Origin of the sequence: Cryobacterium sp. Sr8, assembly GCF_004403225.1 — a bacterium.
Taxonomy (GTDB): Bacteria; Actinomycetota; Actinomycetes; order Actinomycetales; family Microbacteriaceae; genus Cryobacterium; species Cryobacterium psychrotolerans.
The window spans coordinates 53,276-68,910 of sequence record NZ_SOHO01000026.1 but is presented as its reverse complement, the minus strand read 5'-3'; the positions used below and the strand labels follow the sequence as shown (position 1 = coordinate 68,910).

Genomic DNA, 15,635 nt, shown 5'->3' with positions numbered 1-15,635 from the left:
TGGTGCATGGCAACGTCAACCGCATACAGCCTAATCGTCCGTGCCGCCTACTGTCGCATCCGCCAAAGCTCCGGCGGATTCGATGGCGGTAATGCACAACGTCAGGAACGGAGCCGATCGGCGGCTGCCGCGATCCGTTCGTCGGTGGCGGTGAGCGAGAAGCGCACGTGCCTCGGGTAGAAGTCGCCGTAGAACGGCCCGGGGCCGGCCAGGATGCCGAGGTCGGCCAGACGGCCGATGGATTCCCACGCGTCGACGCCCTCGGTGGCCCAGAGGTAGAGGCCGGCCTCGCTGTGGTCGATCCGGAAGCCCGCGTCGCGCAGGGCCGGCAGCAGCACGGCCCGGCGCGCCCGGTAGCGTTCCCTCTGCACGGCCACGTGCGCGTCGTCAGCGAGCGCGGCGGCCATGGCCGCCTGCAACGGGGCGGGGAGCATGAGCCCGGCATGCTTGCGCACGGTCAGGAGGCGGGCCAGCACGCCGCCGCACCCCGCCACGAAGGCTCCGCGGTAGCCGGCCATGTTGGACTGCTTGCTCAGCGAGTAGATCGCCAGCACATTGTGACGGTTGTCTCCGATCACCCGAGGGTCGAGGATGCTCGGGATCCGCTCTGTCGCCCACGGTGCGTCCCAGCCGAGCTCGGCGTAGCACTCGTCGCTGACGATGACGGCGTCGATTTCGCGCGCCCGGGCGACGGCGGCTGTGAGCTCCGGGACCCCGAGGACGCGCCCGTCGGGGTTGCCGGGGCTGTTCAGCCAGATCAGTTTCGTCGTGGCCGGCCACTCCGCCGGGTCGTCGGAGGCCAGGGCCGAGGCTCCGGCCATGGCCGCGCCGATCGCGTAGGTCGGGTAGGCGGCCCGGGGGTGCACCACGGTGTCGCCCTCGCCGAGCCCGAGCATGAACGGGAGCAGGGCGACGAGCTCCTTCGAGCCGATCGTGGGCAGCACGTTCTTCTCGGCCAGGCCGGTGACACCGCGACGCCGCTCATACCAGGCGATGATCGCGCGCTGCAGCTCGGGCGTGCCGGCCGTCTGGGGGTACGAGTGGGCGTCGGTGGCGCCGGCGAGGGCCTGCCGGATGACGTCGGGCGTGGCATCCACCGGCGACCCGATCGAGAGGTCGACGATGCCGCCCTCATGGGCACGCGCCCGTGCGGCAAACGGGACCATCTGGTCCCACGGGTAGTCGGGGAGCGGTTTCAGCACGCGAGGACTAGTGCGTGACCTGCGGAGGAAGCACCGCGATGACGGGGTGGTCCTTGGGGATGACACCGATCTTCGCCGCGCCGCCCGGAGAACCGATGTCGTTGAAGAACTCCACGTTGGCCTTGTAATACTCGGACCATTTGTCGGGCAGGTCGTCTTCGTAGTAGATGGCTTCGACCGGGCAGACCGGTTCGCAGGCACCGCAGTCGACACATTCGTCCGGGTGGATGTAGAGCGAGCGTTCGCCCTCGTAGATGCAATCGACCGGGCATTCATCGACGCAGGCGCGGTCTTTCACGTCAACGCAGGGTAAGGCAATGACGTAGGTCACAGTGGGCGGATTCCCTTCAGGAGCCGGATAGCCAGTCTAGGCCGGTTCGGCGCGTGCGCGGCCGTTCAGCGTTTGGCCGGGAGATGGGGCCAGGCGAGCACGAACGTCGCCACGAGGGCGGGCACGATGCTCCAGAGCGTTCCGGGCAGGCCCGCCGGGACGAGCACCGAACCGCCCGTGCTCCGCAGCGACAGCAGGAAGATCGTGCCGAGCATCCCGATGGCGCAGGAAAACACGACCATCCGGTCGCCGAACACGAGCCGCAGCCCGACGAGGAGCGCGGACACGGCGAGGAGGGCGAGGATCAGTCCGATCGGGATCGTCGCCGGCCCGAGCACGAAGACGCTCTGGTGGGCGATCGTGCCCAGCAGTCCGAACGCCGCGCCGAGGAGCAGGGCGATCGCTGCGGCGACCAGGCGGGCGCCCCGGGAGGGCTGGATGTCCCGGACCTCGCGGGCATCGGGCTCGTGGCGGAGAAACGTCTCCGTGCCGGTCACGGCGAGCAGCGAGCCATCCGGCAGCTCGGCGGCACCGTCGGTGACCGTCCACCGGTCCGGGTAGGCGGCGAGCGCGCCGCGCTTGCGTTCCAGCATGTCGCTGACATCGATGGCGACCAGGCGCGCGCCGGCCCCCTGCGTCACCCGGCGGGCGATGAAGACGGGCACGCCCATCGCCTCGGCGGCCCGAGTCGCGGACTCCCGCAGCCCCTCGTCGGTGGAGCCGATCGCCACCGCGGTGGCGCGGGCCTCGGCGAGGGCCCGGCGGAGGGCGTCCTCCCGCCCGGCGGATGCCGCGGGCAGCGTCTGCCACTCGGTCACCCCGAGCTCGGCCAGCCCCGCACGGGCGGCATCCGACTCCCCCGGCAGCATGGCGCCGAACAGCACCACGACGGGTGCGCCGTCGGAGCGGAGCCGGGCGATTGTGCCGCCGGTCGCCAGCGCTTCGTCGCCGGGGCGGTCGTGCACGAAGACCACGCGTTCCTCGCTGCCGGACATGACCATCGGGACTCCACTGCTTTCGTGCGCGTGTGACGGGCCAAGCGCCCTCGTGCAAAAGCATAACTGGACAGCATCCGGCGGCCCCGGTTAGAGTGATCAGGAAGTAAGGTTAGCCTTACCAACCTCGGCCGAACCGGCCGCGGGAATCACGCCGCCGGCCGACCCGACGGAACAAACCAGGAAGACCCGTGCTCGCAAACTATCTGATCGGCCTGCGCGAAGGTCTCGAAGCCGCCCTCATCGTCACGATCCTGATCGCGTACATCGTCAAGATCGACCGGCGCGACGTGCTGGCCCGCATCTGGCTGGGCGTGGGCCTCGCCGTGCTTCTGGCCCTCGGCATCGGCGCCGTCCTCACCTTCGGAACCGTCGGCCTGTCCTTCGCGGCCCAGGAGACCATCGGCGGCGTGCTGTCGATCGTCGCCACCGGCCTGGTCACCTGGATGGTGTTCTGGATGCTCCGCACCGCCCGTGACCTCAAGGGCCATCTGCAGGGCAGCATCGACCGTCATCTCCTGGGAACCGGGCTGGGCCTCGTGCTGGTCGCCTTCCTCGCCGTGGGCCGGGAGGGCATCGAGACGGCCCTGTTCATCTGGGCCGCCGTGCAGGCGACCGGCGAAACCACACTCCCCCTGCTCGGCGCCGGGCTCGGCATCCTCACCGCGGTCGCCCTCGGCGCTCTGATCTACGCGGGGATGCTGCGGATCAACCTGGCGAAGTTCTTCGCCTGGACCGGCGGCATCCTGATCGTTGTCGCCGCGGGCGTGCTCTCCTACGGCGTGCACGACCTGCAGGAGGCGGGCATCCTGCCGGGCCTGCACAGCCTCGCCTTCGATGTGAGCGCCGCCATCCCGCCCGACAGCTGGTACGGCACCCTGCTCAAGGGCACGCTGAACTTCTCCCCCGCCACCACCTGGCTCGAACTTGCGGCCTGGCTGGCCTATCTCGTGCCCACGATGGCCCTGTTCATCCTGAAGAGCCGGCAGGACCGGCAACGCCCGGCCGAGGCCCGCCCGGATGGCGCCGGCCGCGCCGTCGTCGCCGCCCGCTGAACCCTCTCTTTCCCGGTTACCAAAGGACTCCCATGCGCTCCCGCCTCGCCCTGCCCGCCGCTGTCTGTTCCGCCGTGCTCCTGGCCCTCACCGGCTGCGTCGCGAACGAGAGCGGCCCGGATGCCACCCACGCCACGCTGACCGTCGACAGCAGCGCCACCGAGTGCGCGGTGTCGGCGGCCGAGGCCCCGGCCGGCACCGTGCGTTTCCGAGTGACGAACTCCGGCGACAAGGTCACCGAGTTCTACCTGCTCGGCCACGACGGGCTGAGGATCGTCGGCGAGGCCGAGAACATCGGCCCCGGCCTCAGCCGCGACCTGGTCGTGGAACTCGAGCCCGGAAAATACTTCACGGCCTGCAAGCCGGGCATGAGCGGCGACGGCGTCGGCAAGGCGCCCTTCACCGTGACGGAATCGGGCGCTGCCGGCGAGGTCGACGCCGCCCTCGCCGCACGGATCGAAACGGCCAACTCCGGTTACGCCGGCTACGTCCGGGACGAGGTAGCCGAGCTCGCCACCGGCACCGACGCCTTCGCCGCCGCGTATGTCGCCGGGGACGACGACCTCGCGCGCCGCCTCTACGCCCCGACCCGCGCCCACTGGGAACGCGTGGAAACCATCGCCGAGTCCTTCGGCGACCTCGACCCGAAGCTCGACCTGCGCGAAGCCGACCTCGAGGAAGGCCAGGAGTGGACCGGCTGGCACGCCATCGAGAAGGACCTCTGGCCCGCCGAAGCCGAGGCCGGCTTCCAGGCCTACGGCGCCGACAAGCGCGCGCACCTGGCCAAGCTGCTCGTCGCCGACACGCAGACCCTCAAGGGCAAGGTGGCGGACCTGAGCTTCACCCTGTCCCAGCAGACGAACGGCGCGATCGGGCTGCTCGAGGAGGTCGCCTCCGGCAAGGTCACCGGCGAAGAGGAGTTCTGGTCGCACACCGACCTCTGGGACTTCCAGGCCAACGTCGACGGCGCGAAGGTGCTCTACGCGGGGGTGCGCGACATCCTGCTGGAGAAGGACCGGAAGCTCGCGCGGCAGCTCGACACGGAGTTCGCCGCTCTCCAGGCGCTCCTCGACGAGCACCGGGTCGGTGACGGCTTCGCGGCGTACACCGAGCTCTCCGCCGCCGACATCCGCGCCCTCGCCGACCAGGTAAACGCGCTCGGCGAGCCGCTCAACCGGCTCACCGCGGCCCTCGTCATCTCGTGACCGACGCCACGCCGCCTTCCGCCGGCCGGCCTGCCGCGCCGCCTTCCGCCGGCCGGCCCGCCGTCACGCCTCCCGCCGCCGGCCAGCCCGCCGCGCCGCGCGGCCTGTCCCGCCGCGGACTGTTCGGCCTGGCCGGAGCCGGCATCGCCGGGCTCGGGCTGGGCGTCGCCGGTGACCGCACGGTCATCGCCGCGACCGGGGGCGCCGGCACGGCGAACAGCTACCCGTTCTACGCCCGGCACCAGGCCGGCATCGTCACCCCTGCCCAGGACCGCCTGCACTTCGCGTCCTTCGACCTCAGCCCGGGCACCAGCCGCGGGGACCTGATCGCACTTCTGCGTGACTGGACCGTCGCGGCAGCGGCCATGACCGCCGGCCGGGACGTCGGAGAGTTCGGCGCCGTCGACGGGCCCTACGACGCGCCCCCGGAAGACACCGGGGAGGCGCTCGGCCTGGAGCCCGCGGGCCTGACGATCACCTTCGGCTTCGGGCCGACCCTGTTCGAGGCGAAGGATGGCGCCGACCGCTTCGGCCTCGCCTCCCAGCGCCCCGCCGACCTCGTCGATCTCCCGCACTTCCCCGGCGACATGCTCGAGGAGGGCCAGGGCGGCGGCGACCTCTGCATCCAGGCCTGCGCGAACGACCCCCAGGTGGCCGTGCACGCCGTGCGCAACCTGTCCCGGATAGCGTTCGGCAAGGCGGCCATCCGCTGGTCACAGCTGGGCTTCGGGCGCACCTCGTCCACCAGCACGAGCCAGGCCACCCCGCGCAACCTGTTCGGGTTCAAGGACGGCACAGCGAACATCAAGGCCGAGGAACCCGCGGCGGTGGACGAGCAGGTCTGGGTGCGGCCCGGGGACGGCCCCGCCTGGCTGGCCGGGGGCTCCTACCTGGTGACCCGGCGCATCCGGATGACGATCGAGACCTGGGACCGCACGATCCTGCGCGAACAGGAGGCGATCATCGGCCGCAGCAAGGGCGAGGGCGCCCCGCTGTCGGGCGGATCGGAGTTCACCGAGCCCGACTTCGACAAAGCCGGCCCGGACGACGCCCCGCTGATCGACAAGGCCGCACACGTGCGGCTCGCGCATCCGTCCCGGAACGAGGGTCGCAGGATGCTGCGCCGGGGGTACAACTTCGTCGACGGCAACGACGAACTCGGCCGGCTCGATGCCGGCCTGTTCTTCATCAGTTTCCAGCGGTCGCCGGAGCAGTTCTCCGCGGTGCAGCTGAGCCTGGCCAGGAACGACGCGATGAACGAATACACCCGGCACGTCGGGTCGGCGCTCTTCGCCGTGCCGCCCGGCGCCCGGGACGGCGCATACATCGGGCAGGCCCTCTTCGCCTGACCCGGCGCCCGTCAGGTTGAGTTGCGGAGAAAGTACCCTCAATCCGAAAACGAAAGTACTTTCTCCGCAACTCAACGCGTAGCGGCGCCCGCGGGGCGGATTAGCCCGGGCTGACCGTGTAGAGCAGGCCGTCGGAGTTGCTGGCGACGACGACGGTGTAGGTGTCGTTCTTCATCGCGACGACGCTGGCGTCGCCGGCCGAGACGCGCGTGTCACCGACGAAGCCGGCATCCTCGAGCGTCTTCCTGGCCTCTTCGAGGGGGTCCGTGGCGTCGGACTTCACCGTCACGACCCAGCCGTCCTTGTTGTCGCCGGCGCCGCGGGCGCCGAAGAGGAGTTCCCCGTCAATGACGGCGACCTCGTCCGGCCAGCCCGTGGGCAGCTTCCCGCCGAGGCTGACGTCCCCGCCGGTCGCGCCCTGGACGGCGCCGTTGACGGCGCCTTCGGCCGAGCAGCCGGTGAGCAGCGGAACGCCCGCTACGGCGATGACGATGGCGAGCGAGACGCTCAGGCTCTGCCTGCTGATGGTCTTCATGGTTCTGCTTTCCTCATACAAAATGGCGCGAACCCGCAGTTGTGCAGGCTAAATCGACGATTTAGCGCGCACAACTGCGGGTTCGCGGATGGGGCAGGGGGGTGCCTAGTTGGCGTCCTGCTTCTTCAGGCGTGACGTCTGGCGCTGGCGGGCGGATGCCGCGAGCTCGACCTTGCGGATGCGCACCATGGCGGGCGTGACCTCGACGCACTCGTCCTCGCGGGCGAACTCGAGGCACTCCTCGAGGGTCAGCTGCTTGGACGGGGTCATCGACTCGAACGTGTCGGAGGTGGACTGACGCATGTTGGTCAGCTTCTTCTCCTTGGTGATGTTCACGTCCATGTCGTCGGCGCGCGAGTTCTCGCCGATCACCATGCCCTCGTAGACCTCTTCGGTCGGGTTGACGAAGAATGACATCCGCTCCTGCAGCGCGATGATCGCGAACGGGGTGACCACACCGGAACGGTCGGCGACGATCGATCCGTTGCTGCGGGTGACGATGGTTCCGGCCCACTCCTCGTAGCCGTGGAAGATCGCGTTGGCGATTCCGGTGCCGCGGGTGTCGGTGAGGAACTGGGTGCGGAAGCCGATCAGGCCGCGGGACGGAACGATGAACTCCATCCGAACCCAGCCGGTGCCGTGGTTGGCCATGTTGTCCATGCGGCCCTTGCGCGCGGCGAGGAGCTGCGTGATCGCACCGAGGTACTCTTCCGGCGAGTCGATGGTGAGGTGCTCGTACGGCTCGTGGATCTTGCCGTCGACGCGCTTGACAACCACCTGCGGCTTGCCGACGGTGAGCTCGAAGCCCTCGCGGCGCATCTGCTCGACCAGGATGGCGAGGGCGAGTTCTCCTCGGCCCTGCACCTCCCAGGCGTCGGGGCGTCCGATGTCGACGACCTTGAGCGAGACGTTACCGACGAGCTCGCGGTCGAGGCGGTCCTTGACCATGCGCGCGGTGAGCTTGTGACCCTTGACCTTGCCCATGAGCGGCGAGGTGTTGGTTCCGATGGTCATCGAGATGGCCGGCTGGTCGACCGTGATGGTCGGCAGCGGGCGAACGTCATCCGGGTCGGCCAGGGTCTCACCGATGGTGATGTCGGCGAAACCGGCGACGGCGACGATGTCGCCGGGGCCGGCGCTCTCGGTCGGGTAGCGGTCGAGAGCCTTGGTGATCAGCAGCTCGGTCACCTTGACGTTCGCCACGGTGCCGTCGGACTTGACCCAGGCCACGGTCTGGCCCTTCTTGATCGTGCCGTTGAAGATACGCAGCAGGGCGAGGCGGCCGAGGAACGGGCTGGCGTCGAGGTTGGTGACGTGCGCCTGAAGCGGGTGCTCGTCATCGTACTGAGGCGCCGGGATGTGCTTGAGGATGGCTTCGAACAGCGGCTCGAGGTCGTCGTTGTCGGGCAGCTGGCCGTTCTCGGGCTTGTTGCTGCTCGCCGCGCCGTTACGTCCGGAGGCGTAGACGACGGGAACGTCGAGGATCGCGTCGAGGTCGAGGTCGGGCACGTCGTCGGCCATGTCGCTGGCGAGGCCGATCAACAGGTCCTGGCTCTCGGCCACGACCTCGTCGATGCGCGCGTCGGGGCGGTCGGTCTTGTTGACCAGCAGGATGACGGGCAGGTGAGCCTCGAGCGCCTTGCGGAGCACGAAACGGGTCTGCGGCAGCGGGCCCTCGCTCGCGTCAACGAGCAGGACGACGCCGTCAACCATCGACAACCCGCGCTCCACCTCGCCACCGAAGTCGGCGTGGCCGGGGGTGTCGATCACGTTGATCGTGATCGGACCGTCGGTCGCGTGCAGGCCCTTGTAGGACACCGCGGTGTTCTTCGCGAGGATCGTGATGCCCTTTTCGCGCTCGAGCTCGTTCGAGTCCATCGCGCGTTCTTCCACATGGGAGTGGTCTGCGAAGGAGTTCGTCTGCTTGAGCATCGCGTCGACCAGTGTTGTCTTGCCGTGGTCAACGTGGGCAACGATTGCAACGTTCCGGAGGTTATTGCGCGTGGCAATCGCCATAAGTTCTATTCCTTGTTTTGTCGTTTCGCAATCTGGCGAGCCTCGCGGCGAGCTCGTTGCTCGGCGGGGTCAGGCACAGGCACGGCGCTGATTAGGCGCTGGGTATAAGGGTCCTTGGGGGCACGAAGAATCTGGTCGCTAGTCCCCTGTTCGACTAGTTTACCCTTATGCATCACCGCAATGCGGTGCGACAGCGCATCGACGACCGCCAGGTCGTGGCTGATGAACAGGCAGGCGAAGCCCAAACGGCCCTGCAGCTCCTGCAAAAGCTCGAGGAATCGAGCCTGAACTGACACGTCCAGGGCGCTGGTCGGCTCGTCGGCGACGAGCAGATCGGGGTGCAGGGCGAGCGCCCTGGCGATGCCGACGCGCTGCTTCTGGCCGCCGGAGAGTTCGTGCGGGAACCGGTTGCGGTAGCTCGTGGGCAGTTCGACCTGCTCGAGCAGGGTCTGCACCCGCTTGTCGAGATCGGCACCCCTGGCCTCCCGCGACAGGTAGAGCGGCTCCCCGATCGACTCGCCGATGGGCATCCGTGGATTCAGCGACGATGCCGGATCCTGGAAGACGATGCCCGCTTTGCGGCGCAGGGGGCGAAGGTCGCGCATGCCGGCCTTCGAGATGTCGATGCCGCACGAAATGAGGGTCCCCTCGCGGATCGGCAGCAGTCCGACGGCCGCGCGGCCCAGGGTGGTCTTACCCGACCCTGACTCCCCCACGAGGCCGACGATCTCGCCCGGGAAGACCTGGAAGTTGATCTCGTCCGCGGCACGGAAGGCCGGGATCCGCCCACGCTTGGGGTACTCGATCGCCACGTTCTGAAAGTCGAGCACCGGCTTCGCGTCCACAGCGCGGAAGGCCTGCGGGCGCTCGGTGAGCTCGATGCCCTGGCCGAGGTGCGGGACCGCCGCGAGCAGCTGCTTGGTGTACGGATGCTGCGGCCGGTTGAAGATGTCGTCGATGACGCCGGACTCCACCGTGATCCCGTCTTTCATCACCATCACCCGGTCGGCGAGGTCGGCGACGACACCCATGTCGTGGGTGATCAGGATGATGGCGCTGTCGAGCCGCTTGTGCAGGTTGCGGAGCAGGTCGAGGATTTCCGCCTGGACCGTCACGTCGAGCGCCGTGGTCGGCTCGTCGGCGATGAGCAGGACCGGGTCGCAGGAAATGGACTGGGCGATCATGGCCCGCTGACGCTGTCCGCCCGACAACTGGTGCGGGTACTTGTTGAAGGACTCCGACGGGTTCGGCATCTCAACCATGGTGAGGAGCTCGATCGCGCGCTCCTTCGCCTCGTGCGGGGAGAGGTCGAAGTGCGAGCGCAGGGCTTCGGTGATCTGGAAACCAACCGTGTAGACCGGGTTCAGGGCCGTCATCGGCTCCTGGAAGATCGTCGCGATCGCGTTGCCGCGCACCTTGCGCAGCTCCGCCTCGGGGATGCCCCGCAACTGCTTTCCGAGCAGGGTGATCGAGCCGGTGACACGCGCGTTCGACGGCAGCAGGCCGAGCAGCGCCATGGTCCCCGTGCTCTTGCCGGAGCCGGACTCGCCCACGATCGCGAGGACTTCGCCGCGGCGCACCTCATAGTTCATGTCGATGGCGGCCGGGTACAGCTCGCCCTCTACCCAGAAGTCGACGTCGAGGTCCTTCACTTCGAGCACGATCTCGGGGAGGGTGTCGAAAACCATGTCGTCGCTCAGTGCGACGGTCGCTGGATCAGTCATTGCTTGCCATCCTGTCTGGGTGAAGCGGGCTATCTGCGAAACTAAGGGTGTGCTGACAGAGTCGTTCCAATTTCGCCCCATGTTCGGGCGTGTCCTCGCCGCGGTGATCGTGGTCCTGTGCCTGATCGGGCTGGCCGGCCTCGCCGTTGCCGGCGACTGGGCCAACCTTCTCCGCACGGTCTGGCCGCTGGCCTTCTTCAGCGCCCTGGCGATCGCCGTGTTCTGGCGTCCCCGGATCCTGATCGACGATCACGGCGTCACGGTCGTCAACGTGCTGCGCACGTTCGAGGTGCCGTGGCCCGCGATCCTGCGCATCGACACCCGGTTCAGCCTGACCCTGTTCACTCCCGAACGGAAGATCCCGGTCTGGGCCGCGCCGAGCCCAGGCATCCGCGGAGCCGTTGCGATTGAGAGGGCCGATGTGCGGAACCTGGGCGAGACCGCCTACGGGCCGGGCCGCAGCGTGCGCCCCGGCGATTCGGTGAGCACCGCCTCCGGCCAGGTGGCCTTCGTGCTGCGCCGGCGCTGGGAAGCGCTGCGCGATGCCGGCCACCTGGACAGCGGGGTCGTTGAACCCGGATCGCTGAAGGTCACCGTGCACTGGGCCACCATTGCCGTGCTCGGCGGGCTTCTCGCGGGTACCGTGGCCGGCATGGTCGTGTAGCAGCGCCGCCTGGAGCACCGGGGCCACCGCTAGACCGAGACGCGCTTGTCGCGGGCCCGGCGGACGGCCGCCCGGGCGAGCGCACGAGGCGACGGCATCTTCTTCTGGCGGGGATCGAACGCATCGCGCAGGCCGTCCCCGATGAAGTTGACGCTCAGCGCAATGACGATGATGAACACACCCGGCCACCAGAACAGCCACGGCCTGGTCGCGAACGCGGCCTGGTTCTCGGCGACGATCAACCCGAGCGATGTGTCGGGCGACTTGACGCCGAAGCCGAGGAAGCTGAGCGCCGTCTCGCCGAGGATCGCACCCGCCATGAGCAGCGTCGCGCTGACGATGATCACGCCGACCGCGTTGGGCAGGATGTGCTTGAAGATGATCCGCTTGTCGCTGGCCCCGGAGACCCGGGCCGCATCGATGAACTCGCGCTCACGAAGCGAGAGGAACTCGCCGCGCACGAGGCGGGCCAGCCCGGTCCAGGCGAACAGACCGAGCATCAGCCCGAGGACGGCTGCTCCGAGCGACCCGGTGGAGCGTCCGATCACGGCGCCGATCACGATGAACGGGATCGTGATGATCACGTCGGTGAAGCGCATCAGCAGCGAGTCAGACCAGCCTCGGTAGAAGCCGGCCAGCGAACCGATGAACACGCCCACCATGGTGCCGACCGAACCGACGAGCACCATGATCATGATCGACTGCTGCGCACCGCGCATGACCAGCGCGAAGATGTCGTGCCCGACGACGTCCTGGCCGAACGGGTGAGGTCCGATGCCGAAGCCCGGCCCCGGAATCAGGTTCAGCGTCGGAATACCGCGGTTGACCAGGGGCGGGGTTTCCCGCCAATGCCAGGGCCACCACCCGGTGGTGCTCAGACCCCAGAGGTGGAGCCCGACGGAGGTGTAGGCGAGCACGATGACGAAGGCCAGCACGAAGATCGAGATGACGGCGCCACGGTGACGGAAGAACCGTTTGCGAACGATCTGCCCCTGGCTGAGGCCGATGGTTTCGCGCTGCTCGATCGTGGATTCGTCGCGTTCGGGTTCACCCTCGTGCGGAGGATCCTGGAGGGCCAGGTTGAGGTCGACCATTATGACACCCTGATTCTCGGGTCGAGGGAAGCGTACAAGAGGTCCGCGACGAGGTTGAAGATCACGGTCAGCAGACCGGTGACCACAAAGAACGCCATCACCGGGTTGGGGTCGACGTTTTGGAGCCCCTTCTGGAAGAGCTGGCCCATTCCGCTCCAGCCGAAGACGAACTCGGTGATCACGGCGCCGCCGATCAGCGCTCCGATGTCGAGCGCGATGATCGTGGCAATCGGGATGAGCGCGTTCCGGAGGGCGTGGCGAACGACGACCGTGCGCTGGGTGAGTCCCTTGGAACGCGCGGTGCGGATGTAGTCCTGGTTCATCACCTCGAGCATGCTCGACCGCGTGTACCGGGTGAGCCCGGCGAAGGAGATCAGGATGATCGCGATCGTGGGCAGCAGCAGGTGGGTGAAGGTGTCAATCCCCTGCACCCAGAAGTTGCCGCCGAGGTTCGGCGTCGCCGAACCGAAGGTCGCGATCGGCCGCCCGTTGATCCTGGTCGAGTTGAAGTAGTCGTTCCAATAGAACAGGTGGCCCTCGAGCGCGATGACCGCGCTGATGATGACCGACACAATGGCCGAGGTGCGAGCGGACTGCCACCGGTCTCGTCCGCCCAGGAAATACCCGATCGCGCCGCCGACCACGACGGAGAGTACCGCGAGGCCGAGGAAGAGCGGCAAGGTCATGAACCGGAAGACATACCAGGTCATCGGGTAGTAAAGCGCGATGCCCACGGCCGCCGTGACCAGCGAACCGCGCAGCGCGTTCCTGTTCTTCAACCCGACCGAGATGGCCGTGACGCCCAGGGCCGCGGCAACAGCCGTGAGGACCACGCCGACGATGCCGATGCTGGGGGTGCTGAACCAGCCGGTCAGGTTGAGGTAGGCCAGGAGCGCGCCCGTTGACACGGTGGCGACGGCGAGTGTGGTCAGCCGTTTCCTGCCGGTGCCGCCGAGAACAGACATCCAGAGCAGGCCCGAGACTATCGATATCCCGATCAGAACCGCTATCCCGATGCTGGGCTCAGCCAGCCAGTCATTGAATCCGATGGCGATGTACTGCTTGAGCAGTACGGCCACCCAGAAGATCGGGAGCGAGAAGAAGAGGAAGGAGGCGAACGTGATGGAGTAGTCGTATCCGCTGTACTGGCGCAGGGCGGTGGTGATTCCGACCGCGAGGCCGACGACAATCGCGATCAGCTGGGCGGAGACGACCAACTGCAGTGTTGATCCCATCGCCTGCTGGAGCAGCACGTTGACCGGCAGGCCCTGCACGTTGACGCCGAAGTCACACTGGCCGACGAAGCATTGCGCGATGCCGCCGAGCCAGATGAAGTACCGGAAGAAGGGGGGAACGTCGAGGTTGAGAAGCCTGGTGCGGGCCTCCATCAGCTCGAGCTTGTTCGGAGCGCTGCTTTCCCGCAGCTCCTTGAGCGGGTCGCCCGACATTGAGACGAGGATGTACATCAGGAATGTCGCGGCGAGGAGTACGAAAACTGCGGCGATCAGGCGCCGGGTTACGAATGAGGCCATGAGCGGTGGCGACCAGCCAATCTATGAGGATCTGGCAGTGGGCGCCGGGACCTTTCGGTCCCGACGCCCACCGGATTTCAGTGGAAGCGGGGGCTCAAGCCCTACTTCTTGGCTGCAACCTTCCAGTCCCAGATGTTCCAGAAGATGGTCGGCGACAGGATCGACGGGTCAACGCCTTCGATCTTGTTGTTGTATGCCGTGACACCGGGGAACTGGAAGACGGTGACGCCGTAGTAGCTGTCCCAGATGAGCTTGTCGAGCTGCTTCTGCAGTTCGATCTGCTTCTCCGGGTCGAACTCGCCGTTCAGCTTCTTGATGACCTTGTCAGCCTCGGCGTTCGAGAAGAACGTCATGTTGTTGATGCCGCCCGTCTCGAAAGTCGGGCCGGAGCTGGTCACGCCGAGGCTCGTGGACTGCCAGCCGAACAGCGAGGCGTCGTAGGCACCGGGGGTACCGAGGAGGCCACCCCAGTTCTCGTTGCCACAGTCCTCAACGACGAAGCCGGCAAGTGCCGCCGACGTCTGGATCAGCTGGAACTCGTTGACGCGGCGCGGGTTGGTCGAGCTGTAGAGGAAGCAGACCTTGGGGCTGGTCACGCCGGCCTCGGCGAGCAGCGCCTTGGCGCCCTCGACGTCAACCTCGGCGTATGCGGCCGAACCGTTGGCCTTGACGGAGTCGTCATAGCCTTCGGCGCCGGGGACGAAGATCTGCGAGTCACGCAGCGTGGCGTCCTCGCCGACGATCGGCTTGATCAGCTTGTCGATGATCTCCTGGCGCGGGATGACCTTCATGAAGGCCTCGCGCACCTTCGGGTCGCTGAACGTGCCGTTCTTCGACTTGTCGATCTGAAGGTCGATGTGCTCGTACGTGCCCTCGGCACCCTTGATCACCGTGACGTTCTTGACGCCGTCGAGGGCGGTCGTGATGTCAGCGGTCGCCTGGGGCGAGATGACGTCGACGTCGCCGTTCTGGAGCGCCTGCACTGCGGCCAGCGGGTCGCCGATGAAGCGGATGGTGACCTCTTCGATCGTCGGCTTGTGGGCGCCGGTGTAGTCGGGGTTGGCCTTGAGGGTGATGAACTGGTCGGCCTTGAACGACGAGATCGTGTACGGGCCGGTGCTCAGGTACAGCTCAGGGTCCTTGGGCAGCTCGGTGAAGTTGAAGCCCGAGTTCCAGAAGCTGGACAGCGAGGCCAGCGACTTGTCGTCCTTGTCCTGGATGGCCTTGATGACGGCATCCTTGGCCTTCTTGTTGTCCGTCAGGTCGAGGGCGTTCTTGCCGACAACGTGCGCCGGAAGAGCGCTCGGGAAAGCGAGCTCCCAGTCCACGTACGGGGTTTCGTACACCATCGTGATGGAGCGGCCGTCATCGCCGATCTTCGGCACGTCGTGCACCAGGCCGAGGCCGGAGTCGGGCGTTGCGCCGGAGTCGAAGAAGACGATGTCCTTCGGGAAGGCGTCGGTGAACTCGCCCGTGTCAGGGTCGGTGAACTCTGCCGGGTCGAAGTCCGGGGTGTCGAGCGAGCGCGAGTTGGCGGCCCAGTTGAGCAGCATGTCGGCGGCGTCGACGGCGGTGCCGTCAGACCACTTGACGCCATCCTTGATGGTGTACTTGACGGTCAGCGGGTCTTCGGAGACCTTCTCGTACGAGCCGAACTCGGTGTTCTTCACGAGCTTGGGCTCGTTGTCGTACAGGTTGAACCAGTCCATCGTCATGTAGATGATGTTGGCGTTCGCCGTGGCGTTGCCGAACGAGGTCATGCCGTTATACGAATAAAACGGCTGGTTCCACGCGACGTTGACCGACGTGCCCTTGTCGAGTCCGGATTCGGCCGTGGGGGCCGCGCATCCTGACATGACGAGAGCGACGACGCCAACGGCAGCAACTGCTGCCCCGATGCGTCTGATTCTCATTGTTCCTCCTGTGCAATGTG

General features: G+C 67.4%; 13 protein-coding genes. 4 read left to right on the top strand and 9 right to left on the bottom strand.

The window, feature by feature from the left end:
• Positions 1–101: 101 nt before the first annotated feature.
• The 3 genes from dapC to E3T54_RS04175 all read right to left on the bottom strand — a co-directional run bounded on the left by dapC (position 102) and on the right by E3T54_RS04175 (position 2,534).
• Positions 102–1,202: a succinyldiaminopimelate transaminase gene (gene dapC, locus E3T54_RS04185; RefSeq protein WP_304992059.1), complete on the bottom strand. Its 1,101-nt coding sequence runs from the start codon at positions 1,200–1,202 to the stop codon at positions 102–104.
• 7 nt (positions 1,203–1,209) lie between these two features.
• Entirely contained in the window at positions 1,210–1,533 is a 324-nt protein-coding gene (fdxA, locus tag E3T54_RS16965) for a ferredoxin (protein WP_092321306.1), read from the bottom strand.
• A gap of 65 nt (positions 1,534–1,598) precedes the next feature.
• Complete coding sequence (locus tag E3T54_RS04175; RefSeq protein ID WP_134474687.1) at positions 1,599–2,534, bottom strand: PIG-L deacetylase family protein; 936 nt, start codon at positions 2,532–2,534, stop codon at positions 1,599–1,601.
• Between the two features lie 185 nt (positions 2,535–2,719).
• Here E3T54_RS04175 and efeU point away from each other — a divergent pair, with 185 nt between their 5' ends.
• The 3 genes from efeU to efeB are packed head-to-tail and all read left to right on the top strand — an operon-like array spanning position 2,720 to position 6,137.
• Positions 2,720–3,583 carry an iron uptake transporter permease EfeU gene (gene efeU / locus E3T54_RS04170; protein WP_134474686.1) on the top strand — a complete coding sequence of 288 codons (864 nt, stop codon included), beginning with the start codon at positions 2,720–2,722 and terminating at the stop codon, positions 3,581–3,583.
• A gap of 32 nt (positions 3,584–3,615) precedes the next feature.
• Positions 3,616–4,788, top strand: a complete 1,173-nt coding sequence (efeO, locus tag E3T54_RS04165; protein ID WP_134474685.1) for an iron uptake system protein EfeO — start codon at positions 3,616–3,618, stop codon at positions 4,786–4,788.
• Positions 4,785–6,137 carry an iron uptake transporter deferrochelatase/peroxidase subunit gene (gene efeB / locus E3T54_RS04160; protein WP_134474684.1) on the top strand — a complete coding sequence of 451 codons (1,353 nt, stop codon included), beginning with the start codon at positions 4,785–4,787 and terminating at the stop codon, positions 6,135–6,137. The genes efeO and efeB overlap by 4 nt, the downstream gene beginning before the upstream one ends.
• Before the next feature lie 100 nt (positions 6,138–6,237).
• On the opposite strand, the gene E3T54_RS04155 is transcribed toward efeB, so the two are convergent.
• From E3T54_RS04155 to E3T54_RS04145, 3 genes are all read right to left on the bottom strand, one after another.
• Positions 6,238–6,672, bottom strand: a complete 435-nt coding sequence (locus E3T54_RS04155; RefSeq protein WP_092321302.1) for a hypothetical protein — start codon at positions 6,670–6,672, stop codon at positions 6,238–6,240.
• A 105-nt stretch (positions 6,673–6,777) separates the two neighbouring features.
• Complete coding sequence (gene typA, locus E3T54_RS04150) at positions 6,778–8,688, bottom strand: translational GTPase TypA (protein WP_092321301.1); 1,911 nt, start codon at positions 8,686–8,688, stop codon at positions 6,778–6,780.
• Between the two features lie 5 nt (positions 8,689–8,693).
• Positions 8,694–10,376, bottom strand: a complete 1,683-nt coding sequence (locus E3T54_RS04145) for an ABC transporter ATP-binding protein (RefSeq protein WP_092321300.1) — start codon at positions 10,374–10,376, stop codon at positions 8,694–8,696.
• A gap of 115 nt (positions 10,377–10,491) precedes the next feature.
• Between E3T54_RS04145 and E3T54_RS04140 the strand changes: the two genes are divergently transcribed.
• Positions 10,492–11,076 (top strand): PH domain-containing protein, encoded by a 585-nt coding sequence (locus tag E3T54_RS04140; protein WP_166784440.1) that lies wholly within the window; start codon positions 10,492–10,494, stop codon positions 11,074–11,076.
• 29 nt (positions 11,077–11,105) lie between these two features.
• Here the strand turns inward: E3T54_RS04140 and E3T54_RS04135 are convergent, their stop codons facing one another.
• From E3T54_RS04135 to E3T54_RS04125, 3 genes are all read right to left on the bottom strand, one after another.
• Positions 11,106–12,170 (bottom strand): ABC transporter permease, encoded by a 1,065-nt coding sequence (locus E3T54_RS04135; RefSeq protein ID WP_092321298.1) that lies wholly within the window; start codon positions 12,168–12,170, stop codon positions 11,106–11,108.
• Entirely contained in the window at positions 12,170–13,702 is a 1,533-nt protein-coding gene (locus tag E3T54_RS04130; protein ID WP_134474682.1) for an ABC transporter permease, read from the bottom strand. The genes E3T54_RS04135 and E3T54_RS04130 overlap by 1 nt, the downstream gene beginning before the upstream one ends.
• Before the next feature lie 101 nt (positions 13,703–13,803).
• Positions 13,804–15,615, bottom strand: a complete 1,812-nt coding sequence (locus E3T54_RS04125; RefSeq protein ID WP_241977043.1) for an ABC transporter family substrate-binding protein — start codon at positions 15,613–15,615, stop codon at positions 13,804–13,806.
• Positions 15,616–15,635 lie beyond the last annotated feature (20 nt).